Source organism: Sulfuriferula multivorans, assembly GCF_003851125.1.
GTDB classification, from domain to species: domain Bacteria; phylum Pseudomonadota; class Gammaproteobacteria; order Burkholderiales; family Sulfuriferulaceae; genus Sulfuriferula; species Sulfuriferula multivorans.
The window spans coordinates 1-25,245 of the sequence record NZ_BGOW01000016.1; the positions used below are offsets into that span (position 1 = coordinate 1).

At 57.3% G+C, this 25,245-nt stretch carries 20 protein-coding genes; 4 read left to right on the forward strand and 16 right to left on the reverse strand.

The features are described 5' to 3' along the window. Positions 1 to 166: 166 nt before the first annotated feature. The 4 genes from EI185_RS09455 to EI185_RS09470 all read left to right on the forward strand — a co-directional run bounded on the left by EI185_RS09455 (position 167) and on the right by EI185_RS09470 (position 4,288). Positions 167 to 1,552 carry a replicative DNA helicase gene (locus tag EI185_RS09455; protein WP_124704903.1) on the forward strand — a complete coding sequence of 462 codons (1,386 nt, stop codon included), beginning with the start codon at positions 167 to 169 and terminating at the stop codon, positions 1,550 to 1,552. Positions 1,553 to 1,564: 12 nt separating this feature from the next. Further along, positions 1,565 to 2,635 (forward strand): alanine racemase, encoded by a 1,071-nt coding sequence (gene alr, locus EI185_RS09460; RefSeq protein ID WP_124704904.1) that lies wholly within the window; start codon positions 1,565 to 1,567, stop codon positions 2,633 to 2,635. Beyond that, positions 2,632 to 3,462 carry an NADPH-dependent 7-cyano-7-deazaguanine reductase QueF gene (queF, locus tag EI185_RS09465; RefSeq protein WP_124704905.1) on the forward strand — a complete coding sequence of 277 codons (831 nt, stop codon included), beginning with the start codon at positions 2,632 to 2,634 and terminating at the stop codon, positions 3,460 to 3,462. Before alr ends, queF begins: the two co-directional genes overlap by 4 nt. A gap of 208 nt (positions 3,463 to 3,670) precedes the next feature. Then, on the forward strand, positions 3,671 to 4,288 hold the full coding sequence (locus EI185_RS09470) for a hypothetical protein (RefSeq protein WP_124704906.1): 618 nt from the start codon (positions 3,671 to 3,673) through the stop codon (positions 4,286 to 4,288). Between the two features lie 139 nt (positions 4,289 to 4,427). On the opposite strand, the gene glsA is transcribed toward EI185_RS09470, so the two are convergent. From glsA to ygfZ, 16 genes are all read right to left on the reverse strand, one after another. Next, positions 4,428 to 6,254, reverse strand: coding sequence for a glutaminase A (glsA, locus tag EI185_RS09475; RefSeq protein WP_189836354.1), 1,827 nt, complete (start codon positions 6,252 to 6,254; stop codon positions 4,428 to 4,430). Positions 6,255 to 6,479: 225 nt separating this feature from the next. Beyond that, positions 6,480 to 7,244, reverse strand: coding sequence for an MBL fold metallo-hydrolase (locus EI185_RS09480; protein WP_124704908.1), 765 nt, complete (start codon positions 7,242 to 7,244; stop codon positions 6,480 to 6,482). A gap of 9 nt (positions 7,245 to 7,253) precedes the next feature. Next, positions 7,254 to 9,482: a CHASE2 domain-containing protein gene (locus tag EI185_RS09485; protein WP_124704909.1), complete on the reverse strand. Its 2,229-nt coding sequence runs from the start codon at positions 9,480 to 9,482 to the stop codon at positions 7,254 to 7,256. Between the two features lie 105 nt (positions 9,483 to 9,587). After that, on the reverse strand, positions 9,588 to 10,319 hold the full coding sequence (locus tag EI185_RS09490) for a FecR family protein (protein WP_189836355.1): 732 nt from the start codon (positions 10,317 to 10,319) through the stop codon (positions 9,588 to 9,590). Positions 10,320 to 10,338: 19 nt separating this feature from the next. Continuing rightward, positions 10,339 to 12,756 (reverse strand): two-partner secretion domain-containing protein, encoded by a 2,418-nt coding sequence (locus tag EI185_RS09495; RefSeq protein ID WP_124704911.1) that lies wholly within the window; start codon positions 12,754 to 12,756, stop codon positions 10,339 to 10,341. Positions 12,757 to 12,847: 91 nt separating this feature from the next. Beyond that, positions 12,848 to 14,458 (reverse strand): ShlB/FhaC/HecB family hemolysin secretion/activation protein, encoded by a 1,611-nt coding sequence (locus tag EI185_RS09500; RefSeq protein ID WP_124704912.1) that lies wholly within the window; start codon positions 14,456 to 14,458, stop codon positions 12,848 to 12,850. Positions 14,459 to 14,546: 88 nt separating this feature from the next. Continuing rightward, a complete protein-coding gene (locus tag EI185_RS09505) occupies positions 14,547 to 15,554 on the reverse strand; it encodes a Crp/Fnr family transcriptional regulator (protein ID WP_189836356.1) in 1,008 nt (335 codons plus the stop codon). Positions 15,555 to 15,599: 45 nt separating this feature from the next. Continuing rightward, positions 15,600 to 16,055, reverse strand: a complete 456-nt coding sequence (locus EI185_RS09510) for a cyclic nucleotide-binding domain-containing protein (RefSeq protein ID WP_124704914.1) — start codon at positions 16,053 to 16,055, stop codon at positions 15,600 to 15,602. A 352-nt stretch (positions 16,056 to 16,407) separates the two neighbouring features. Beyond that, positions 16,408 to 17,028: a response regulator gene (locus EI185_RS09515; RefSeq protein ID WP_124704915.1), complete on the reverse strand. Its 621-nt coding sequence runs from the start codon at positions 17,026 to 17,028 to the stop codon at positions 16,408 to 16,410. Further along, positions 17,025 to 18,692 carry a sensor histidine kinase gene (locus tag EI185_RS09520; RefSeq protein ID WP_124704916.1) on the reverse strand — a complete coding sequence of 556 codons (1,668 nt, stop codon included), beginning with the start codon at positions 18,690 to 18,692 and terminating at the stop codon, positions 17,025 to 17,027. The genes EI185_RS09515 and EI185_RS09520 overlap by 4 nt, the downstream gene beginning before the upstream one ends. Positions 18,693 to 19,090: 398 nt before the next feature. Beyond that, complete coding sequence (locus EI185_RS09525; RefSeq protein ID WP_124704917.1) at positions 19,091 to 20,149, reverse strand: NADH:flavin oxidoreductase/NADH oxidase; 1,059 nt, start codon at positions 20,147 to 20,149, stop codon at positions 19,091 to 19,093. Positions 20,150 to 20,350: 201 nt separating this feature from the next. After that, positions 20,351 to 23,509, reverse strand: coding sequence for a DEAD/DEAH box helicase (locus EI185_RS09530; protein WP_124704918.1), 3,159 nt, complete (start codon positions 23,507 to 23,509; stop codon positions 20,351 to 20,353). Between the two features lie 55 nt (positions 23,510 to 23,564). Continuing rightward, positions 23,565 to 23,732, reverse strand: coding sequence for a hypothetical protein (locus EI185_RS18025; protein WP_189836357.1), 168 nt, complete (start codon positions 23,730 to 23,732; stop codon positions 23,565 to 23,567). A gap of 43 nt (positions 23,733 to 23,775) precedes the next feature. Next, positions 23,776 to 23,937: a hypothetical protein gene (locus tag EI185_RS18030; RefSeq protein ID WP_189836358.1), complete on the reverse strand. Its 162-nt coding sequence runs from the start codon at positions 23,935 to 23,937 to the stop codon at positions 23,776 to 23,778. Positions 23,938 to 23,975: 38 nt separating this feature from the next. Next, entirely contained in the window at positions 23,976 to 24,290 is a 315-nt protein-coding gene (locus EI185_RS18035; RefSeq protein ID WP_189836359.1) for a DUF4936 family protein, read from the reverse strand. Beyond that, positions 24,287 to 25,237: a CAF17-like 4Fe-4S cluster assembly/insertion protein YgfZ gene (gene ygfZ, locus EI185_RS09540; RefSeq protein ID WP_124704920.1), complete on the reverse strand. Its 951-nt coding sequence runs from the start codon at positions 25,235 to 25,237 to the stop codon at positions 24,287 to 24,289. Before ygfZ ends, EI185_RS18035 begins: the two co-directional genes overlap by 4 nt. Positions 25,238 to 25,245: the final 8 nt, after the last annotated feature.

Below are 25,245 nucleotides of genomic sequence, written 5' to 3' on the forward strand. Positions count from 1 at the left end.
ACGCTTCCAGCATGTTTAATGAACCGCCGTATGCGGAACCGCACGTACGGTGGTGTGAGAGGGCGACGGGGGCAACTCCGTCCCCTACTCGATGATTTTCACCCAGCAGTCCGGGACGCGTTAAAATGGCGCTTCGCCCAAAGCGCTGCCTCATTAAAACCAAAACATGGCCACATTCCAAAATACCGCTGATCCCGAACTCGCCGCGCTCAAGATGCCACCGCATTCCGTCGAGGCGGAGCAGTCCGTGCTGGGCGGCCTGTTGCTGGAAAACCACGCCTGGGAACGCATTGCCGACGTGATCAACCAGAATGACTTTTACCGGCATGATCACAAGCTCATTTATCGCATGATCACCAAGCTGATCGAGCAGGGCAAGCCCGCCGACGTGGTGACCGTAGCCGAGCTGCTGGAAAATCACGGTGAGCTTTCCAATGTGGGTGGATTGGCCTATCTGGTCGCGCTGGCGCAGAACACGCCGTCTGCCGCCAATATCCGCCGCTACGCCGAGATCGTGCGCGAGCGCGCGGTCATGCGCAAACTGGTGGAAGTGGGTACCGAGATTGCCGAATCCGCCTACAATCCGGCCGGCCGTTCGGCCAATGATCTGCTCGACCAGGCCGAAGCCAAGGTGTTCGACATTGCCGAAGCGGGCGCGCGCAGTCAGCAGGGCTTTCTCGAAATCAAGCCCCTGCTCACCGAGGTGGTGGAGCGCATCGACGAACTGTTCAGCCGCGACAACCAGAGCGATGTCACCGGTATACCCACCGGCTTTGCCGACCTGGATCAGAAAACGGCAGGCCTGCAGGCGGGCGACCTGATTATCGTGGCCGGGCGGCCGTCCATGGGCAAGACTGCGTTTTCGATCAACATGGGCGAAAACGTGGCAATCGACACCGGCCTGCCGGTAGCCATTTTCTCCATGGAGATGGGTGGGGCGCAGCTGGTCATGCGTATGCTGGGCTCCATCGGTCGCCTCGACCAGCACAAGATCCGCACCGGCCGCCTGCAGGATGACGACTGGCAAAAGCTGACCTACGCAGTGGGCAAACTCAATGATGCGCCGATTTTTATCGATGAAACGCCCGCGCTCAACGCCCTCGAACTGCGCGCCCGCGCGCGCCGCCTGCACCGTCAGTGCGGCAAGCTGGGGCTGATCATCATCGACTACCTGCAACTGATGTCCAGTGTCAGCAGCGGTGAAAACCGCGCCACCGAGATTTCGGAAATATCGCGTTCGCTCAAGGCGTTGGCGAAAGAACTGCAGGTGCCGGTAATCGCGTTGTCCCAGCTCAACCGCTCGCTGGAGCAGCGTCCCAACAAGCGCCCGGTGATGTCCGACCTGCGCGAATCGGGCGCCATCGAGCAGGACGCCGACGTGATCCTGTTCATCTATCGCGACGAAGTCTATAACCCCGACAGCCAGGACAAAGGCAGCGCCGAAATCATTATCGGCAAGCAGCGGAACGGCCCCATCGGCACCGTACGCCTGACTTTCCTGGGCGAGCATACGCGCTTCGAAAACTACGCCAGCGGCGGCGGTAATTATTAATTAAGCCGCGCAATGTCACGCCCGCTTATCGCACGCATTCATCCCGCCGCACTGCAAAATAATCTGGCCGTAGCGCGGCGTCATGCAGGGGATGCACGCATCATGGCCGTGATCAAGGCCAACGGCTATGGTCATGGTTTGCGCCGGGCGGCGCGGGCATTGTGGGATGCGGACGGGTTCGCGGTAATGTCCCTGGAAGAAGCCGGCCACCTGCGCGATCTGGGCTGGGACAAGCCCATCCTGCTGCTGGAGGGCATGTTCGACGTGGCCGAACTGGCGGCGTGCGAGGCCCAGCGTGTCACCCTGGTCGTCCACCATGCCGAACAGATCGCCATGCTGGAACAGGCTCATCCCGTCAGCCCGTTTCCGGTATTCCTCAAGCTGAACAGCGGCATGAACCGTCTGGGATTTAAGCCTCAGGATTTTCACGCGTCATTGGCGCGGCTGACGGCGTGCGTCAATGTGAGCGAAATCACCCTGATGAGCCATTTCGCCACCGCGGATGGGGCGGCTGGCGTGAGCGGCCAGCTTGAGATCATCCAGGCGGTGTTTTCTGATCTGGATCATCCCGTCAGTCTCGCCAATTCTGCCGCGCTGCTGCGTTACCGGGCGACGCGGCGCGACTGGGTGCGTCCCGGCATTATGCTGTATGGGGCGTCGCCATTTGCCGGAGAAAACGCACATGCGCTGGATCTGCAGCCGGCGATGACCTTGTCGAGCCGCATTATTGCCGTGCAGACCCTGGCGTCCGGCGAGGCGCTGGGCTACGGCGCCAGCTATATCGCCGATCGACCCATGCGCGTCGGTGTGGTGGCGTGCGGGTATGCCGACGGTTACCCGCGTCACGCGGGCACCGGCACGCCGATTCTGGTAAATGGCCAGCGTACGCGCACGCTGGGGCGCGTTTCCATGGATATGCTGTGCGCCGATTTGACTGACATTCCCGGCGCCGGAGTCGGCGCGCTGGTGGTGCTGTGGGGGGAAGGCCTGCCGGTGGAGGCGGTCGCCGCGGCTGCGGGCACCATCAGCTACGAGTTGTTGTGCGCCGTGGCGCAACGCGTACCGATGAGCGAGGGAACATGAATACACCGGAACAGTCATTGCTGGGAAAACCCGCCTGTTACCAGGCTGAATACGACCCCTCGCTATTGTTTCCCATCCCCCGTCAGGACAAGCGCAGCGAGATCGGTATCCGCGGCACGCTGCCGTTTTTCGGCGCGGATATCTGGAACGCCTACGAGGTTTCCTGGCTCAACCTGCGCGGCAAGCCGCAAGTTGCCATTGCGACTTTCATCATTCCCGCCGAGTCGCCCAATATCGTCGAGTCCAAGTCGTTCAAGCTGTATCTGAATAGCTACAACCAGACCCGGCTGGACGACACCGATACCCTGCTGGCGCGCCTGAAGGCCGATGTGTCGGCAGCCGTGGGCGCATCGGTACAAGTGCGCCTGACTCTGCCGGATGCATTTGGCAATATGGCTTTCGCAGAACTGGAGGGCCTGTCGCTGGACCGGCTGGATATCGAAGTGGACAGCTACGCGCCCAACCCGGCCTTGCTGCGTGCGTCCAAGGATGCCGAACCGGTCGAGGAAAAACTGGTATCCAACCTGCTCAAATCCAATTGTCTGGTCACCGGCCAGCCGGACTGGGGCAGCGTGCAAATTCACTATGTCGGCGCACCGATTGATCAGGCCGGGTTGCTGCAATATCTGATTGGATTTCGCACCCATAACGAATTTCACGAGCAATGCGTGGAGCGCATTTTCATGGACGTGTTGCGCCAGTGCAAACCGCTCAAGCTCGCCGTCTACGCGCGCTACACGCGGCGCGGCGGGCTGGACATCAACCCGTGGCGCAGCAATATCAGCGGCAGCCAATTGCCACTCAACCTGCGTTGTGCACGTCAATAAATCCACAACGCTTAGCCTGTTTTTTCAAGCGTAACGCAGCCGGCATGGCTGGCTGTTTTCCCCCGGCTGACGCCATGGCAACGGCTGAAAAGCACCGCGGCAAACGAAACCACCTGGCTGGATTCCAGTTTTCTCAATAAGTTATCGTCTGGCATGAAGTCTGCGGAGTAATGGGTGGCAGTCTCGCCTGCTTCTTCAGGAGATTCTCATGAAAACCCGACACGTATTGATTCCCGCATTGCTGGTTGCCGTGCTTACCGGCTCCGCAAGCATTGCCCTGGCAGCGCCCGCAACCGAAACAGGCAACCATACGCCCGCGCTGGGTGGATGGGACATGCATCCCGATTATGACCGCGCAAAAGCATTGGGAAACCAGCTGGTAGCAGAACTGAATAAAGCCCAGCGCGCACTGGATGCCAGCAATCTCGCCGCAGCCCGCCATGCATTGGCGGCCAGTGCGCGACGCGATCAAACCCTGCGTGACATGATGCCGCGAGCGGCGTCGAACACAGCCAGTGCCGAGGCCCAACGCCAGCTGTTGCCATTACGGGTAAGCATTGATGACCGCGCAACCTATATCGTGACTCCGGCTGCCGATGTGCAGCCGGGAGTAGACAAGTTAGGCAAGATAGACCAGGAAAAACAGGTGATGGCGACGCATATCGTGTATCTGCCAGTGGTGGATATAGGCGCACCTATTGCGAGCGCGCGTCAGGCGCTGACACAGCCTGACCCGGACGTGGGATTGGCCAGGTCAGTGCTGAAAACTGCGCTGAACAGCCTGGTGCGGGTGAATAGCCGGCTGAGCGACAGCGCGCGGTCCTGAGTGAACCTTGGTGCTTTGACCGAGCGCGCTGATGTTATACCGGGCAGTCCGGTTTGACCCATAGAGTTGGGTGACCAGTTGTGTGGGCCTGATAAAAAGTTATTCGATGCTGCCCCTGCCGCGCTGCGGCAACAGAGTATCAGTTTGCCAGTACAGTAATCATTTGAGTTGCATGCTTCAACTTGTCCGCCAGATCCAGCGAGAGATTTTTCAAAATGGCGATTTTCAGGTCAGGCAGTTCTCGCGCCAGCGTGTTCAGGTCGTCCATGGCGAGCACACGGCAGCGCGTCTCACTTTCGGCATGAACCATGGCGGTACGGGTGCATTGTCCGAGCAGCACCAATTCGCCGAAGTTCATCCCCGGGCCCAGAGTGGCAAGGAACTGGTAACCACCCCCCGCCAGCGGCGCCAACACGTTGACACGGCCACTTTCGAGGAAAAAAATCTGCCCGTCGGAGGGCTGGCCGGCGTCGAGGATCACCTCGCCCGGCGCAAAGTTGCGCGTCTGCATCAACGGACACAACCTGGCCATCACCGGCGCTGGAATGCCTGCAAAAAAAACCGAGTCTTCATAACAGCATTCGATTTCATCTTCGCCGCAGAATTCTTCCAGCATGCGGTTCTCGCACCATTGCACGGCGAGGTCGTTTCCCTCAAAACACAGGAAGCCGAATGTGGCATCTGTGGTGGTCTTGCTTAATGTTTCTTCAATCCCGTTGCGTCCGTGTATCCGCGAAAGCACTATGGCGATACCTGCGGTATATAGCTCCCTGCGCGCCTGATGCAGTAAGGTGGCCGCACCGTTCGATAGATTTGCCACGAGATGCAGATCGAGTATGAAGCTGTCGGTGGTAGGCGCCAGATGCTGTAATTGACGAATGACATATTCCGCGCTGTCCACACCCAGTTCACCTTGCAGGCAGAGGATTTTTATGCGATCGGCACGCTCGCGTAAATAGGCCATGCTGTGGTGTCCGGTTTGTCGGTGCGAGGGCGATACGGCCGCGTTGTAAATTCTCCGTACTGTCAGTGCCGGTGAATTGGTGTGGTTGAAAATATTGAGCCCGAAGTCGTGGGCAATCTGCTTGCATGCGGCAATGCCGCGCACGCTGTTGCCCTTGTCGTCCAGTCGCGGGGAAAAGACGCCGATACCGAAACGGCCAGGCAGTACTGCGAGAATGCCTCCGCCCACGCCGCTTTTGGCCGGCATTCCAACTTCGTATAACCAGCTGCCAGCGTAGTCGTACATGCCGCACGTTGCCATCACCGAGAGCACGCGTTCGACATGCTCGGCAGGCATGCAGCGCTGTCCGCTGAGCGGATGTATTCCGCCATTCGCGAGCGTGGCCGCCATGTAGGCGAGATCACGGCAATCGACCAGCAGCGAGCACTGGCGGAAATAGTTTTCCAGCGATGGCATCGGGTCACCCTCGGTGATGCCGAAATTTCTCAGCATCCAGGCGATCGCCCGGTTGCGAAAACCGGTTTCACTCTCGGAATGATAGACCGCCTCGTCAAGCGCAAGCTCATGGCCGGCAAAGGCCGAAAGTGTTGCCTGCAAGCGTTGCCATTGTTGCGTTGAGGTAGCGCCAGCCACCAGGCTGGTGCTGGCGATTGCTCCGGCATTGATCATCGGATTACGTGGTGCACCAGTTTGCGGATCCAGGCTGATGGAGTTGAATGCATCGCCGCTGGGTTCCACGCCGACCTTGGCCATTACCTCATCCACGCCGCGATCGGCCAGTGCCAGAGCATAGACGAAGGGCTTGGAAACGGACTGGATGGTGAACGGCTGCCCCCAGTCTCCCTCGGTATAGGCAAAACCGTCCATCGTGACAATGCAAAGACCAAACCAGTCAGGATTGGCGCGGGTCAGTTCTGGTATGTAGCTTGCCAACTCACCTTCTTGCAAGGGGAAAAGGCGTTGATAAAGGTCGGCTAGATAGGTCTGGATAGGTAATTGCATAAACTCACAGAAGTAAAAGTAGTAGCGCGCCGCGTTACATGCAAGAACTACACCACATCGGTCTGACTGGCTGTTTACATTGAGCCGTGATGGCAAGTAGCAGGGCGCCGGAAAGTGAAGCTGATTCCGCTCCAAAGTCGCGAATGCCATGCTTAAAAGTGGTGCCGCGAATGCACCATAAGCGAACCCAAACAGGATAGGTGTCTGTTTCGTACGGCTGCATTGTTAAAAATCGAATACCTGCTGGTTATAAAGAAACCTGGGCACGAATTGCCCTGCCAGTTGGTTGACCTGAGACATGATGACATCGTCATCGCCAGGTTTGAGATGCGTCACGTAGATTTCTGCCGGGCGTTTCAATTTACCCAGTTCCTTGGCCAACAGACCCGGGTGCAAATGTTTGGACGCGACGGCAATGTCTTGCTGCTGCTCGGAAAATGCGGTTTCAATAATCAGATAGCGCAGATTGTCGATGCGATTGATGTACTCCCACAGCGCGTCCTGACTGGTGGTGTCACCGGTAAATACCAGGCTCGCAGTACCGCTGTCGATATGGTAGCCAACTGCGGGTACGGTGTGTTGGGCGGGGATCGGAGTAATGCTGCGTTCGCCCAGCACGACACGCTGGCCAACGGATACGGTCTGGTAGCGCATGAAAGGCGTCTGTTCCTTGGGTATGCGGCTGAAATCCGGCCACACCAGCCAGTTGAAGACGTGTTCCTGCAAAATGCGCAGCACGGCAGCGGTGGCGTAAAGCGTGATCGGCTTGGTGCGATAGCGCGCCACACTGTCTATCATCAGCGGGATGCAGGCGATATGGTCGAGGTGGGAATGGGTGACGAAGATATGGTCGATGCGGGCGAGTGCTTCCAGGCTCAGATCGCCAACGCCGGTTCCACCGTCTATCAGGATGTCGTCGTCTGCCAGCATGGCGGTGGTGCGAAAATCCCCGCCGATGCCGCCGCTACAACCAAGAATTCTGACTTGCATTATTGCTCCCTATTTTTTTGTCTGGAAATTGAAAACCCCATCCCATTCGCTGCCCGGTGGATGCTGGGAAAAATAGTCGATGCGCTCGCGATAGAGAGCATAAAGCCGTTGCTCCGGGTGCAACTGTTGCAGCCAGTCCAACCCGGCCTTGGCCTGATCCCATAGTTGTTCGCGGTAATGGCCCAGCACCTGTTCAAAGCGGGCAAGTTCGTCCAGTTGTTGCGGGTCGATTTCACTGCGCAGGCCCAGCGGCTCGTAAATGGCGAGGGGGCTTTCCCGACCTTTGACACGGACTACGTCGAGTTCGCGGAAGGCGATGTCGGGCAATTGTTTGTAAGTCTCCTCACCAACGATGATCTTCACGCCATATTGTCGGGTCAGCCCCTCCAGCCTTGAAGCGATATTCACTGCATCACCCATGACGGTATACGCAATACGGAAGGTGGAACCCATGTTGCCAACGCTCATGACGCCGGTATTGAGGCCGATGCCTATGCGTATTTCGGGCCAGTCGCGTGCTTTGAAATGTGGCCACAGGGTGGTAAGTTGCTCCTGCATTTCGGTGGCGGCCATCAATGCCTTGCGGCAGTGTTGCGTATCGGTCAGGGGCGCCCCCCAGAACGCCATGATGGCATCCCCCATATATTTATCGATAGTGCCCTGATGCTTCTGGATTACCTGAGTCATGGCGGTCAGGTATTCGTTCATCAGGGCGGTGAGTTGAGTGGGTTCGAGGCCTTCCGATGCACGCGTGAAATCGCGCACGTCGGCAAACATGACTGTCATTTCACGGCTTTCCCCTTGCATGGTAAAGCGCTGTGGATGTTTGACCATTTCGCGCACCAGATCGGGCGGCACGTACTGCCCAAAGCGCCCGCTCAATTGCCGCTTATTCCGCGCTTCGACAAAAAATCCATAAGACATGTCGAGCACGAAAAGCGTCACAATCAACAACAGAACCGGTGCCAGAGGTAGTACCAGATTGCCATACTGCCAGGCTGCGAGATTGATGCCCAAGGCTGCTGCGGCGGTAACCAGTGTGAGTAGTAAAGTCCACAGCGGACTGAGTACCGGCAGAACAAGGATCAGCAGCAGACCGATGACGCCCAATAGCGCGACGGCTGCGCCAGTGACATATGCAGGCTCTTGCTTAATGGTGCCGTCGAGGATGCCGGCCACCAGGTTAGCCTGCACTTCGACGCCAGGATATTCGGTACCTACCGGGGTTGAGCGCAGGTCGAGCAGTCCCGGTGCAGTGGTACCGACGAGCACGACCTTGCCGAACAATTCACCGGGCGGGAGCCGTCCATTGAGCACATCCACGGCAGACACATATTGAAAGCTGCCTGCCGGGCCGCGGTAGGGGACTAGCGCGCTGACGTGGCGGTCTACCGGGATTTTACGGTTGCCAAGCTGCAGCCATTCCAGTGCGTTATACCCGTCGGCATTATTATCTGCTGTGGGGAAACCGGGCGTAATGGGCACGCTGCCCAGGTAAGCATCGGCGACCGCCAGCGCCAGTGAGCCGTAGTAGGCGCCGTGATATTCGATCAGCATCGGAACGCGGCGCAGTATGCCGTCGACATCCGGGATAAAGCTGAAGTACCCGGCGGCTTGGGCACTATTTTGAAGTACAGCCAGATTGGCTCCGTAACTGTTGGCGCTGACAAAGTCGATGTGGCGGCCGCTGAAGGCTGCTTTGAGGAAGGTGGGCGGCGGCAGCTGGCCCGATTCAGACGTCTTGCCGGCTTTCTGTACGGTCGTGAAATAGTAGCCAAGCACGCTTGGGGAAACCTTGAGCTGTTGCGCAAAGAGATTGTCGTAATTCAATCTGGGCGCGAGCGCTGCGAAGTGGGCACGAAACGGTGCGTCGTCGCTCAGCGGCCCGCGCGCGAGCGCGCTCAATACGGTGATTCCGGAACTTTCGTCGGCTTCGGCGAAGACTATATCGAAGCCGATCACTGCCACATGATAGGTGTCGTTGAGTTGGTGCACGAGTTGCGCCAATTTGTTGCGCGGCCATGGCCAGCGGCCTTCGGCGGCAAGGCTTTTTTCGTCGATGTTGACGATGACGATATTGCGGTCTACGGTGCCCGGTGCTGTCAGCCGCAGGCGGTAATCATAGCTGATGGCTTCCAGCTGTTGTATAAAGCGTGACTGGAAAAACCCCAGTGAATACATGAGCAGGACTACCAGCACGGCCATTCCCAGCAGGCTTCTGATCAGGTAGTGGTTCATGATGCCATGCCGGTTGTTTGATTGTTGAGTGTTACGGCGTTATCCGACCGCGCTTGCACCGCGTTTTGCGTGCTCGATTTTATAGTATTGTCCCGATACCTTGCGTCAGTGTGCGATACATGCGCCATCCTGACCGATGCCGGGCAGATTGTGCAGGCTCAGGCCGCTATCCAGAGAGACTGGCAGCGCCTGATTGAGTCCGGGATCCTGCGGCAGCAAGGCGGGCAGCACGTTAAGAGTGCCCACATAGCCATACTGACCGACGCGGTAATCGCGTGCCCCGGCGTCATTGCTCACCACGATTTCTCCCGCAGCCACGTCCAGGTACAGTCCATTGCCCAGGCTGGATGCACGATGCTTTTGATCCGGGTCTTGCGTGTTGTCGTCAGTAGCCGTGCTGTCGGTCAGTAGTCCCTGGCAGTTGTCCTGGCATAGCAGCAAACCATAACGCGTACCGCGGATACCAATGGTTGCGACGCCGGCCTGCGCCTTGTAGGCATCGCGATTGCCACGGTGGCCAATCAGCCCGGAGATGGCGCGCATTCCACCCTTGAGCAGATTGAAGGCGATGGCGTCCTGTGCTGGTTTGGCTTCGTCGTAGTGATAGGCATCAAGACGCAGCGACGTCTGTGGACGCAGAGTGATTTGCCCGCCGTCGCTGAAGCGCAGGCGCACGTAGCTTTTCTTCTGCGTGGTGATGGTTTCCTGCGCGCCCAGAGTGGCGCCTTCGCAGAGGATGCGCATCGTCTTGTCCGGCAATTGTGCCGATACGGTGCCGACCAGAGACACCACGGTCGCAGCGGGCGTATTCGCATAGGCGGACAAAGAAAGCAGCAACAGGGCTGCACAAAAAAATCTAGTTACAACTGGAGCGGGCATTGTGATTTCCCTTTTGCGCGTCTGAAAGCAGGCTGGGTGTCGTGGAGAGTGCGCTGGTTTGTATGAGCAGGCTGTTATCCAGTCCAAAGGGTACAGCCGGAGCAACCTCTACAATGGGTGCAACCGATACTTGGTTGGATGAAACGAGTACGGTCTGTTGCGCCAAAGCTGAACCGCCACTCGCGTTCAACTGATAGGTAAACGTGTCGGTGCCGATGAAATTATCGGACGGGATGTAACGGAGCGTCCCGTTTCCGTTGTTGATGACGTTGCCGTGCGCAGGTTGAACAATCTGGTCGATGGTGAGCGGTCCACTACTGCCACTGACGGGGATCAGGGTGCTGGAGCCGAGCATGGCACCGGCGCTAGGGGAAAAAAGCACCTTGCTGCTGGACGCGAAAACCACCGTGCCGCCGACCAGATTGGTCGGTGCAGGCAGATTGGCGATACCGGAGAAAATCAGTGTCGCACCGGATGCGGTGTTAAAAACGCCGCCACCACTCACTGGCCCCGAAAAATCGAAGGTTCCGAAATCATTCTGCAAGCTTCCATCATTGACAAATCCGACGCCGATCGTAGTGCGCCCGCCGGGGTTGGTGTTCTGCAGGGTTCCCTGGTTAATGAAACTGGACGGCGAGCCGCTTTGGCTGATGGCGTAGTGGTTGTTATTGCCGTCGTTGATGGGGTCATTGACGACAAAACGTGCGCCGGGCGCGTTTGTCAGCACAGTTCCCTGGCTTAGCGTCAGATTGGCAGATCCTCCCATGCTGGCGGTACCGTGACTGGTCAGGTTGCCGCCCACAAGCATTGGCGTGCCGAAAATATTCAGTTGCGTATTGACGTTCACCGGCTGATCGGGCTGCAGCACGCCTCCGCTCCAGTTCAGGGTGTTGATCGAGAGAGGCTGGCGGTTGTTGAGCGTACCGTCGTTCAGTTGCAAGGTGTCGATGGTAGCTGGCGCATTGAGCAAGAGGGCTGCACCGTTGAGTAACACCACTGAGTTGGCCAGCAAGTTGCCTGCGCTAAGTTGTGAGGTAGCGCTGACCTGGGTGGTACCGTCGAGATTCAGTGTGTAGCTGGAATCAAGATAAACCGAACTGCCCAGGTTGATCAGATGCATGGCGCTGAGATTGACATTGGCCGCCAGCGGTTGCCCGGACGTACCCAGATCGGCATTGAGATTGATATCGCGCCCGGCACTCAGGCTGAGAGAATGTGCCGCACCCAGGCTGGGAATAGGCGAACTTACCGTGATGTCGGTCGAGGCGGCCAGTTGAATGGTTGACCAGGATCCGTTTGCCAGGCTGGCTGGATCAATGTTAAAGGTGTTGGGAGACAAAGTGTTGTCGACTATGCCCGATGAGGGAATGGTATCGGTGCCACCGGAGATGACGTTGATGTATGCCGGGTCGAGCAATAGCGAACCGTTCTGATAGCCGGGCGTATGTGCCTGCCCGCTGTAGTCGCCCAGCAGCGAAAGCTGCATGCCGGATAGTTCCAGGCTTCCGCCGTTTCCACCCAGGCCACCACCATCGACCGCGACCTTCGCACCGCGCGCCAGATCAAGCTTGCCGCCAGCGACGATCTGTACCGCGCCGCCATCCTGCTGGCTGTCTGCTGCACCGCTGGCACTGATGAGGCTGGCGTCGTGGAGATGGATGTCACCACTGGCACGCAGTACGATCTGACCACTTGCTGCCTGCGTCGCACTGTCGGCATTGACGATACCGCGTTGGTCGATCAACGTGGCATAGATGCCGATATGCCCGCTGGTGGCGACGAGTTGGCCGAGGTTGAGCGCTTGCCCACCTGGAGCGCTAATGGCGACCCGAACATTGGGGGAGGCCGGGTCGAGCAATTCGACGCTGCGGCCTGCGGCGAGCACGATCTGTCCCTGCGGGGCGTTGATGAGACCGGAATTGTTGATATCCGGCGCGATCAGGTACACCTGGCCACCGGATGTAGTGTTGATGACAGCCGCGTTGTCGATGGCAGCCGTGTTCGGGTTGGCACTAAAGCGCAGGCGTCCGGCGGCGAAGTCCTGATCGGACAAGTTCAGCGTGCTGGCGACCAGTCCCGCTGTATCGATTCTGGCACCGGCAGCGAACACGATGCCGTTGGGATTGATCAGAAAAACGCGTCCGTTGGAGAGCAGTGCGCCGAGAATGCGCGATGGGTCCTGGCCGATAACGCGGTTGAGGACGGCGCTGGAAGCGCTTTGCTGAATGAACCGGGTGATTTCATTGGCGTCGATGGAAAAACCATTCCAGTTAATGATCGCGCCTGGCGTATTGTGAATGTCGAGTTGGCTGCCCAGGGTTTTGAAATTGACCTGGCCGCTCAGTACCTGCGCTCCGTCGGGGTTGGCTGATGCAGCGACGGGCCACTGCAGCATGAGGGCGCAAAGTGCGCCCAAGGCTTTTAATCGGAGACGCGAGCTGATTTTTCTGGGCTGGTTATATGCTTGCACGATGAACCTCCGTTGCTCAAAAAACCAGCGTCAGGCTACCCTGGACGCGATTGTGATCGGACAGACTGGAATTCCCGGCACGCAGAATGTGTGCGTAATCGAGTTCCAGGCTGAGACGTTTGGCGACACCGACGCGCAGACCGAAGCCTGCGCTGGAAATGTTGGTATGGGCGATGTCGCCGGCCTGGGCGTCATTAAGACTGACAAATCCGGCATCGTAAAAAACCAGACCGCGCAGGCTGGCGTTGTTTAGCGATACGACGTGACTGACATCCGGACTGTAGAGTTCGAGACTGACTTGCAGACCCTTGTCACCAGCGAACTGCCGTTCGTCGAAGCCACGCACTGAGTGCAAGCCACCCAGCCCGAATTGCTCGCCTGGTACCAGGGGCTGGGACGTATACTGGCCACTGCTTTTGAGCCGGATCTGCCACGCAGCGCCGATGGCACGGCGGCAATCAGTGGTCAGGCGCAACAGACGGTAGTCGGCGCTGGCACCCGTTCTGGCCAGGGCAAAATCGGCGCTGTTGCCGTGCGCGCCACCCGCTATATTCTGCAGTGCCGTGAGCGCAAAACTACACTCGCCTTGTGTCGCGCTATAGCGCCCACTGTAGGCGAGACTCAGCGGATGCACGGTGACATCGTGGCCGATGGGGGTGCCGACAAAACTGATGTCATTGCGATAGGCGCGGTAGTCGATGCCGTAAATCAGTTGTTGCTTGTAGCGAGCCGTATCGCTGAGATGCTGGTTGTAGCGCAGGCCGAAAATACTGCCTTTGCCACTGACACTGAACAATTGCGCTACAGTGCCGGCATTGATGTTGGCGTAGCCGGCAAACAGGTCGAGCGAGTCACCCAGACTGTAGAGCGGAATGTGGTAACCCGCGCCATAGGCGCTAACGCTGCTGAGATGATCCGGTGAGGTCAGGTATTGCAAAGTGAGCACCTGATCGCGGTTGGCAACATTGGCGTACTGGTAGCCCAGACCCAGACGGAATTTTCCGGTTTGTGCATTACCGCTGTTGTCCAGGGTGAAAAAGGTGCGCCAGGGCTTGCTGTCCTGAACCTGGACGCTGGCGTTGATGGTGTTGGGTTCGACGCCTTTGCGCAGGACCACGGCTGTGGTCTTGCCCGGATTGTCGTTGGCAAGCGTCAGTTCCTCATCGACCCGGTGCATGTTGGGGACTTGCCCCACTACAAGTGCAGGCAGGCTGTTGAGCACATTGGCGCGATCGTAATGGCGGCCGTTGGCAATATAGATAGTGGCCAGATGTGCTTCTACCACGGTGAGGTTCACTATTCCTCCCTGCAATGTCTGCTCCGGCAGCGTGACAGCGACCGCACTGTAGCCCGCTGTCTGATAAGCATGCTGGAGGGCTTCGCGTGCAGCTTCAATATCGGAGAAGCTGCGCGCGCTCCCGGTATAGGGCTGCAGTAAACGGTCGATCACATCGGCCTTGAGCAGACTGTTGCCGTTTACCTGATATGCTTTTATCGGGAAGCGCAATTCGTCAGAATCACCAGCCGTAGCAGCATGTACGGGCGGGATCGTTGAAAATGTGCAAGCAAGCATCAGCGACAGCACCAGTAGGTTTCTGCCTGTTTTTTTCTTATCCCTGAGGGTCATGCTGTTCTCGTTATAAAACCGTGCCTGCCGCACAGCACGGTGGCCGTTTGCCACCTAGGGGTTGCTAAAAATATCTGCTATGGGGTTCCTATACTTCGACGTTGTCGGCCAGAAAGCGGTCGTAGTCCTGGGTGCCAATAATATGGGTACCGTCACAATTGAACTGCATTCGAATGGCATCGCGGGTGATGCTGATCCCCATGTTGCGCAGATAAAAATCCGGAATGTTGCGCAGTGCCGGGAGTCTATCGATGACCTTGACAATTTCTTCCGATGCCAGCGGCTGCCAGGATTGGTAGTGATGCAGATAGGAGTCCTTGTAGTTCTGAGGCAGCGTCAGGCTGCTGAATTCTGCGGCAATGGAGTCGTACAGATGGCGGATCAGCCGTGTTTTTTCCGCATAGTCGAGAACAGGAAAATGACGGTCCAGATAGGCGTCGTCGATGAGTTTGTTAGCGGGATGAATTTCGTAGTTGAGTGGGTCGAGAATTGAAGTGAGGCGGATTTCGCCGCTGTTGAACTGCAGGAAAACCTCACTCACACAACGCTCCAGAAGCAGCATTTTCAGTTTCACAATGAGTTCAGGTAACACCTTGTCAACCGGGCTTTCATGACGTTCGCGTAGAAAGGCTGTTTCGCGCAGCGACGGATCGCCTTTAATGCTGATTTGCAGATTGTTGCCCTTGATGCCGGTAGTGGTGAGCAGGTTTTCCTTGAGGATGAGTTCTTCAGTGCGGCGCGCGATGATGCTTTTAACAGTTTCACTGAGCTCGCTGCCCGAGTCCAGAAACTTGAGGAAAGGCTCCCGGTCCAGCACAATGATTTCGGCATCCGTGATGGCAACGACAGAAGCAGTGCGCTTGCCCCTGTTGATCACCGCCATTTCTCCAAAGAATTCGCCGCAGCCGAGCTGGCCGATTTCTACCCGGTTGGTGAACTCGTAGAGAAATACCGAGCACTTGCCGGATTCAATGAAATAGACGTTATCGGCGGACTCCCCCTCAGAGAATATTAGATCACCTTTGCGGTAGTGACGCACCGAGCCGCGGGGCTGGAGTTTGATCAACTCGTTGGGGTTTAGTTTAGCGTTGTCCATAACCTTATTCTGCATGGGTCAGTGATGCCTCCCGGATGGCAATATTTACATGGCAAGCAAATTGTCAGTCGGGTGGGCCAAATTGCCCTGGCTTGCCCTGGCGTTTGTCCCGATCTCTACAGGAGACTCTTTATGCAGGTTTGCCGCGAGATGTGCATTCATGCGCCGCAAACGTTCTGCAAGAACCCGCATGACATGTAGCGAAAAAAATGGCGTTTGCTGCACCATGAACAAAAAGCGTTTTTCGTCCACCGGCGCGAGCCTGCAGTGAGTTTTTGCGACTGCCGTCGCGCTGCGTTGATGTACATCGATCAGCGCCATCTCGCCCAGAAGTTCACCAGGGCGCACAGCATCGATCAGTCTGCCGTTTACGCGAACTTCGGCTTCGCCGCTGAGGACGACATACATCACATTTCCGGGTGCGCCTTGCTCGAATATGCTCGTGCCGGGCGCAAACTCCTGGACATCATCGGAACGCGAGAACAAGTCCAGCAAATTCATGTTTATCTCCGTATTACAGTCGGTGCTACATGCAATGAATGCCGCATTGATTACGGAATCAGTATAGTTACAGCGAGCAGCCCGGCAATATAGGGGAATTCCCTAAATTGTCATGCTTGATGCGGAATCACCTCGTTGGGCAGATTTTGGTCTTGGCCAGGGGTATGTGTGGCAGCCAGGGTGTTTGCAGGCGCAGACAAGGCAAGAGACGATGAGCTTCCGCGTCCGGTCATCAGCTTCGGCTGCTCTGGATCCTGGGTTTTCTCAAATCTGTACAATGAAAAACGAAGGTTTGCGCACTGCGTTGTGAAGGATGTGCCGATGGGCTTTTTGATTGTGTTGCGGCACCGCATTATTCCGGGGCTTTGCCTTCTGCCCAGAGCAACGCGTAGCGCAGCAAATCCTTTCCGCGGGCCAGACCAAGCTTTTGTTTGATGTTTTCGCGGTGTGCTTCGATTGTTTTGACGCTGCGCCCGAGCTGGCCGGCGATTTCGGCAGAACTATGCCCGCAGCCAATAAGACGCAGCACTTCGCGTTCCCGCTTGCTCAGTCGCTGCAAACTTGGACTCTCCGGAGTACGCGGCAACCGCCAGAGTCCGCCGGCGACTAACCGCCGTATGGCGAGCAGCAACACCGGCGGAGGGGTTTGTTTACTGAGATAGGCGCTGGCGCCGGCGGCATATGCATCGCGCGCGTAAAGCTGGCTCTCGTGTATGCTCAATACCAGAACGCTCAGTTCGGGCCAGGTTCGCTTCAGTGTGGCGACCAGTTGAAGTCCGGAGTCACGTCCGAGAGAAACATCGACGATGGCGAGATGGTGTCGGCATTGTTGTTGCGCGACCAGCGCTGCGGCGGCATCGCGGGCTTCGTGACACACGCAAAGTTCCGGCTCGCCGGCAAGCAGGGCTCGGATACCCTCGCCGACAATGGGATGATCGTCGGCAAGCAGGATGCGTATCTTGTCGGCAGTCAATTTGTGGATTCCGAAGCGAGTATGGGTAATGGCAGGCACAAGCTGATTTCGGATCCCTGGCCGATCGCGCTTGCCACTTTAAGCTGTGCACCCAGCACCGCAGCGCGCTGACGCATCAAGTGAAAACCAAGGCTGTTCTTGGCGTGCGCCGCGGTTGGCTCAAATCCACTGCCATTGTCACGTACGGTGATTTGCAGCGCTTTCTGCGTACCAAGGATTTCAATTTGAATGTATGTGGCGCGGCCGTGACGTACGGCATTGTGTAATGATTCCTGAACGATTCGAAAAAGGTGGATGGCAGTGGTGGTGGATAAATCCGGCAAATCCGTTCCCGACGTTTGCACGCTGCAGGCGACACCATCACGTTCGTGGTTGGCTTTGGCCAGTTCTTCGATGGCGCAATAGAGCCCCAGTTTTTCCAGTGTGGCGGGATACAGCCCGCAGGCCAGGTTGTGCCCTTCCTTCTGCGCCTCGATGGCCACGAGGTGCAGGCGCTCTGCCTGCGGGGCCAGTTCCGGCAGGCGTTCCTGCAGCGCAAGCGCCAGGCCATGGCTCATCATGGAAATGCCGGTTAGATATTGCCCCAGGCCATCATGCAAGTCCTGACCGAAGCGCCGACGGCGCTGCTCACCCACTTCGACCAAATGACATTCCAGTTGCCGGCGCGCGGCTATCTCCGCCTGTAGTTTGCGGTTTGCCTGCTGCAGGCGAGAGGTACGTTCCTCAATTTGCATTTCCAGGTGTTGGTGGGATTGGGCGAATGCCAGCCAGGCTTTCATCCGCTCTGTGCGTAGCGCCGCCAGTAACAGGGCAGCGACGGCTAGCAGAGTGGTGTACTCCCACCAGCGCAGCATGATCTGTAACGGCGAACCGGTAATGAAGAGACCGCTGCCATACCATGTGCCGGCTATGCCAAATAAGCCCACGCCGACGGTAAAGGCAGTCGCACCGTGGCGACCGAAACGCAGTGCCGCCCATACTGCAAAAGGGAGCAGGGTGAGCGCCGCCGGATAAGCGGCATCACCCAGTCGGCGCGGGTCGAAAAATACCTGTTGGCTTATCCACACGACACAACCGAGCAATGCCAGCAGTTCCATCTGGTGCCGCCATGACGGCCATGGCGGCGCTCTCATCCAGACCAGAATTACAGGTGTGAATACGAGAATGCCAGCCATATCGCCCATCCACCAGATCAGCCCCGCATCGACATAATGTGTGCCGGGAACGCTAAATCCATAAACCAGGCTACCCAGCCCGGCTGCAAAGATGGACCCCAGTACAGCGGCCAGCAGCAAGGCAAAAACATCTGCAGTACGCCCAAGGGTGGGGTCAAACTTGAAATAGTGGTGAAGCAAGTGCCATGCAATTATTGCCTCAAGGCTATTACCTGCCGCAATGATGGCCGCAGGCGCAGTGCCGATACCGATACTCAGATTTACCAGAAAAGCACCCAGTGCAATACCGGGCCACATCCTGATGCCCGCCAACAAGAGCACGGCAAGGGCAAAACCGCTGGCTGGCCAGAGCAGGCTGACGATAGGCTTGAGGCTGGCATATTCCAGCCCCCATTTGCCCAGCAAAAAATAACCGCCAAGCACTCCTGATAACTGGAATAAATAAACCAGGTTGGTGTGTGAGAGGAGGGTGGCTGCGTGCTGCTTCATGGTCGCAAAAGTCGGTCAACCTGTAGATGATGACTAAAACGATGGATCTGTGCGCTGCTGCGGGGATTAGCCATTGGGTGTGAGTTGAACAAACTCCCGCATACTTGCGATGCGGGTTTGTCGCCTCATGCTCCCATGTGCCTGAATGTTGCGCTGATGTGTCGTGCTTCCCCTGGATTGCCGATGCCACCGCGTTTGTTTTTTTGCTGCGATTGATAAGGCATGTCGCATGCTTCGTTGGCAGCATACAGCAGCTATTGCGCGCGGGGCAAATTCGGCTGAGAGCTAGTAGCCCGGTGTATTTGGAGCGAGTCGGCCGTGAACAGAGCGCGCTGAACAGCCACGTGTGTGAACCCGGTGTGTGAAAACGCGCATGATTGAGATGTTGTATCGGCCGGTTAGGCGCGCTGGTATTGTACCGGCCAGTCCAGCTTGACCCGCAGGGCTGCGGCTGCATGCAGCGGCCAGTAGGGGTCGCGCAACAGCTCGCGCGCGAGCAGGACCACATCCGCAAGCCCCGTGGCGACGATCTGTTCCGCCTGAGCAGGCGCAGTAATCATTCCCACGGCGCCGACGGCAATGTCGGCCTGATTGCGGATTGCGGTAGCCAACGGCGTTTGAAAACCGAAAGCGACGGGGATTTTGGCATCAGGTACCAGACCACCGCTGGAGCAGTCGATCAGATCAATGCCGGTCGCTTTGAGCCACTGTGCGAGCTGAACGGACTGCGCCAGATCCCAGCCGCCTTCTACCCAGTCGGTGGCCGAGATGCGCACAAAGAGAGGTAAATGTTGCGGCCATGCCGCGCGTACCGCACGGGCTACTTGGAGTGGAAAGCGGGCGCGATTTTCCAGCGAACCGCCGTACTCATCGTTACGCTGGTTGCTGAGCGGAGACAGAAATTCGTGCAGCAAATAGCCGTGCGCAAAATGCAACTCGACGACTTCGAAGCCGGCCTCCAGACTGCGCCTGGCGGCCTCCACAAACTGCGCGCAAATGACATCGAGTTGTGCCGGACTCAACTCGACAGGCGTGGGCGAGGCAGGTGAAAACGCCACAGCGCTGGGGGCCACCACCGGCCATGCGCCGGTATCTGCAGTCAATGCGCTGCCACCGCGCCATGGCACGTCGGTAGACGCCTTGCGCCCGGCGTGGGCAAGCTGGATCGCCGGCACCGCGCCGTGTTCCTTGATGAATTGGGCGATGGGAGCCAGCGCCCGCGTATGTTGCTCCGACCACAGCCCCATGTCTCCAGGAGAAATCCGGCCTTCCGGCGTGACCGCAGTCGCCTCGACCATCACCAGTCCCGCGCCACCCACCGCACGCGAACCCAGATGCACCAGATGCCAGTTGTTGGCAAGGCCATCAGTGGCCGAATACTGACACATGGGCGAGACGAAAATCCGGTTTTTAAATTCCAGATTGCGCAGCTTGAATGGGGAAAAGAGGGTACTCATTCAGGATACCTATGATTTCTACAAAGAGGTGAATGACTAGTTCGTCAGTCTACAAGTAGCAGACCATCTTCCAGTCGGGCGGTTCACAATGATCCATGATGCTTCAATATGCGGGGTAATATCGAGTACGACCCCGTTAATTGCGTTTTCATACGGCGGATTACGACTGCGTCTAATCCGTCGTGCGAGCTACGCGGGCTACTAATTCTTTGGCTGCCAAGTAATCCCTAAACTCTCTAAACGTTTCACGCGCTCTGCGGTCAACGTCTTATCCCTCCACTTCTTGCGTTGATCACTGACCCATTTGCCAAGCGATGGATTCTCCTTCCACTTCTGAGGGACATCGCAACTACCGTATTTGTTCTTGTACTCCTCAAGTGCTCTAAACGAGCTTTCCCACCTGTCATCAAAAGGAATCCAGGCAAATCCGATTGCATCCAACCGCGCAATACGGTCATCTGTGATTTGTCCGCTTTTCTTGGCCTTTCGCTGAGTAGTGATCCACCGAGCAAATTTTTGGTTCTCATGCGTCACAGGTACATTGCAATCGCCATGTTGCAATTTGTATTCAGTCAGCATGGTGAGCATCTCGTCCCAGTCGTCTTCACGGGTGTGCCAGACAAATCCAAGCACATCCAACTCAGCGAGCCGTTCCGGAGGCAATCCCCTTCGCTTCCATTTTTTTCGTAGTTCCGTCAACCATTGCGCCAGTTTCAGGTTATCCCGTTCTCTGACATCGCAGTGCCCGTATCTATTTTTGAACTCGACAAGTTCTGCATAGCGGATATTCCAGGATTCCTCCAAAGGTACCCAGACAAACCCAAGAGTGTTCAGCATTGCAACCTGATCCCCAGGCACCTTTCCTTTTTTGTAGTCTTCTCTGAGTTTGTTGACCCAACGGCGAAGCTGCGGTCGCTTAGGATATTTCTCAGGGACGTTCAGATGATTCTCTTGCCCGAAAAGCTCGGCTAGTGCAGAAAAGTTCTTTTCCCAATCAGATTGATTTGGATTCCAGTCAAATCCAATTTCGCTAAGCCTTGAAGTTCGTTCAGAATCAATGCGACCTTTCTTCTTGTCTTGACGCTGCGTCCCTACCCACAAAGACAGCTCTATGTTTTCCACCCATCCGAATGGGACTCTGCAATCGCCAAGCTTATTCTTGTATTCGGTTAACTCGGAGAATCTTTTTTCCCAGCCGTCATCAAACGCGTCCCAAACAAATCCGATCTCGTCCAGCCTTGCCTTTCGTGATTGATCCAGCATCCCTGTAGATAACAACGAGCGTTGATTGGAAACCCACCCACCTAGACGATATCCATCTGCCGTTTTGTAATTGCTACGAACCTTTGCATGCCTCTCCCGCTCCACAAACGCCTCTAACAACCCAAACCAGAAGCTCCAAGACGCTGTGACTTGCTCAACCAGATAGGTGCGCAGTGCGCTACTGAAATTCGCACCTACCGTGGCAGGCAGATCAATAGTGATTTTGCGCAGGCCGTTGGCACTGATGCCTGTGCCGGGTTTCCTGCCTAGTTCAGTTCTGACCTGATCCAGTTCGCAAGCCAGCACATCGTCGTGCGCTTTCAACGCATTCAGCACATCCCAGATAGGTTTGAAATGGCTGGCCTCTATCGTGTCTTCAGCATTTTCCCCGGTAGCGATAAACACCGGCAATACGATGGTGCCGATCTTCTTGTCTGGGCTCAGGCGAATGGCGCGACCCACGGCCTGGATGATGTCCACCTGGCTGCTGCGCGGGTCGATGAACGCCACGCCATCGAGGGAGGGCACGTCCACGCCTTCGGACAGGCAGCGCGCATTGCTCAGTACGCCGCGTTCGTCTGCGCTCAGGGCTTTGAGTTGGTCGAGTTTGATCTTGCGTTTGTTGGCGGGCATGTTGCCGGAGACGAAATCGGTGCGCAGGGTTCCGCTGGGGCGATGTTCGTCGCTGATCCATGCCATCGTATTTTGTATGTCGGTGGTGAACGCCTCTGCGCGGTTGACGCGGCTGTGGAAGCTGATGATGCGCTTGAGGTCGTAGTCCTTGATGGCTTTGAGCAGGCCGATCTGGGCGGCGAGCGATTCGCTGTCGGTCTCGATGCCGGTGCCGGTAGTAACGAGTTCGCGGTTGGCGATCCACTGCGCGATGGTGGGGTCGTCCACGCCGATGATGACGACGCGGTAATCGGTGAGCAGTTTGCGTTCGATGGCTTTGCCAAACGGCAGCGCATACAGCACCTCGCCAAACAGGGTGGCGTTGTCCATGCCGACGACTTCAACGCCGCGATCTTCGGCGGCTTTATGGACGGTGCTGGAGTAGGTGCGCGGGGTGGCAGTGGCGAATAGCCGCTTGGTGCTGCGTATCTGCGCGTTGTCGAGAATGGCGGTGAAGTCGCTGCCGACCTTGCCCGCGCAACGGTGGGCTTCGTCGGCAACGGCCAGATCGAATGCGGGGATGGTTGCGTCGGCTTGCGCGGCGGCGATGACGGAGGAGGATTGGTAGGTGGAGAAAACCACCCGATTGCCTGCGCCGCTGAGGAATCGTTTTACTTCGTCGGCATCCGAGGTGACGGGGAAGGCGAGGTCGGCAACGCTGTGGATGGCTTCGTCGTTGCCCTTGGTGCCGACGGTTTGATCCGAGCAGACGCATAGCACTTCAAACGGGGTGGCGGCGGCAAATGTCCATTCGCGCAGAAGCTGGGACAATAATCCCAAGGACGGAACCAGCACAAGGGTGCGTTGTGCGTTTAGCGCTTCTTTGATCCACAGCGTGACGTAAGTCTTGCCCGTGCCACAGGCCATGATGAGCTGGCCACGGTCGGCGGTTTGCAGCCCTTGCATAACAGCGATTCTGGCTTCGTTCTGGTGGTCGCGGGGCGTGGGACGGGCTTTGCGTTTGGCTTGCGGGAGTGCGGCAAAGTTGGCGGGATAGTCCAGCGCGGCACGTTCAAAGTCAGACAGGAGAAACCGAATAACGGGTTTTTCTTGCGCTTCGCAGACTTGCTTTGCGTTGCCGCCAATAAAGTCTGTCGTGGCAATCAGCAGACGGTGATGGATACCTTTGCGATTGGATTCACTAAGGAATTTGTCCACATCGTGTTTGGTGATGTGATAGTCGGGCGAATAGCACTTGGCTTGCACCGCCCAGTACTCGCCATTCTTGTGGCGGAACACCAGATCAACGCCACAGTCCGCGCCCCAGCGCTCCGGCCACTCCTCCCACAGCCACACCTGGTCAACCTGGGTGGCCCATTCTGGATCGGCCCTGAGGAACCATTTGACGAAGTGCTCGAACTGCTTGCCCCGCTTCATCGGGTCGGCATCGAGGCTTAGATAGAAATCGGAAAATTGACCAGCCATCAAACAGTTTCAAGCCATAATATTTGACGAAAAACCAAAAAATTGGATAGGCGATTCAAGGCTGAAGTGCAACGACGTCATTCTGTGTTTCATCCAGCTTGTCCACCATGATCACACCTGCCTTGGTGGCGAAGAGTAAGGCATTGGCAGTGAACAGTTTACCGGGTCGAACATGGCTCAGGCGGTGCAATCCACCGGATACAAAGTCGCCATCAGTCAGCAAGACGGTGTGCGTGTCGGCGTTGCGACTGATGATTACGCAGTACTTATTTGGTATTTTCCGAGCCGCTATCAGCGGGCGTATCCGCTGTGTCGTCTGCCGCCGGTTCTTCATTTTTCTGCGCTTTTTCCTTCAGCTTGTCTTCTTTCTTCTTTTTCTTGGCGAGCTCTTTTTGACGTTTCTCGTATTGATAGTTGGGTTTGGCCAATTTGATTTCCTGTCTGTCAGTGGTTGAAAAAATGCGTCTTAGCTTGTCTTGCAGGGTGGTATGGATGATGCCGCAACATCTCCGACAAAGCACTCGATCACGCGCCGTCCATCGCCGGTTAAAAACATGTCCACATCGAACTCGGACACGGCACGGGCGAGTTGGTGCTCAAAGTTGTTACTATCCGCCACATTTTCGTAGATTTCCATCCAGGTGGATGAATCGTCGCGGCGTTTCAGCAGGCGTCCGCTGATATTGCTGCGACAAGCCAAGCGCGCCTGCATGGCGCGTATCCGGGTTTCGGTTTCGGCGTCGTCGTCTTTCACCCGGTAGTAAATGTAATAGTGGTTCACGCCAATGGGTAGGGCAGGGGTTCGATCGCCAAGAGCGCGCCATCGAGCGACTTGAGGTGGATGGGATGGGCGTCGGCGCTGCTGATCTGGATTACCGCCAGTGCGTCCCAGCCGCCGTTGGGGGCGGGTTGGGCGTTGACGATCATGCCGCTGGCCTGGCCTTCCATGTCGGCGCTGTAGAGTTCGTCGCCGGGCGCGGCGGGGCTGTCGCCGTGCACCAGGTACATGCGGCGCTTGAGCTTGCCCAGGTATTGGGTGCGGGCGACGATTTCCTGGCCGGTATAGCAACCTTTTTGAAAATTGACGCTGTTGGTGAGGTCGAAGTTGACCATCTGCGGGACGAACTGCTCCTGCGTGGCGGGCAGGATGGTGGGAATGCCGGCGCGGATTTCCAGCCACTGCCAGATTGGATAATCGATCTGGCTGGCGTCGCGGCCCAAGGTCTCATTGAGCGCGGCGGCGGATTCGGGTGTGGTGATGATCTGGTAGCGCTCGGCAGCCAGGCGGATCACGCTGCCCGCCGGAGTGTGCACCACGCCCATATCAGTGGGCGGTAACACACCCAGTATCGCTTCGATCAGTTGGGTGGCATGCTTGCCCGCTACGCCGATGCGGACTATCTCGGCGCGCGCATCGCGGGCTTTGACTTTGGAGCGCAGGATGAACATGGACAGGCGCTTCTGGATGGCCTCCTGCAAGTCGCCGGCGAGCTGCATGTAAGTCGCGCCGTCCTGGCTCCAGAGCAGAAAACTGGCCAGCAGCCGACCCTTGGGCGAGCAAAAACCGCTGTACTGCGCTGCGCCAGTGGCAAGCTTGCGCACATCGTTTGTGAGCTGGCCTTGCAGGTAGGTGGCGGTGTCCTCGCCGCTGAAGGCAATCAACCCCAGCGGTGCGAGGTCGGCGAATACTGCGCCGGTTTGCAGGGTATCAAGGATGTTCTGGGTCATGGTGTGGA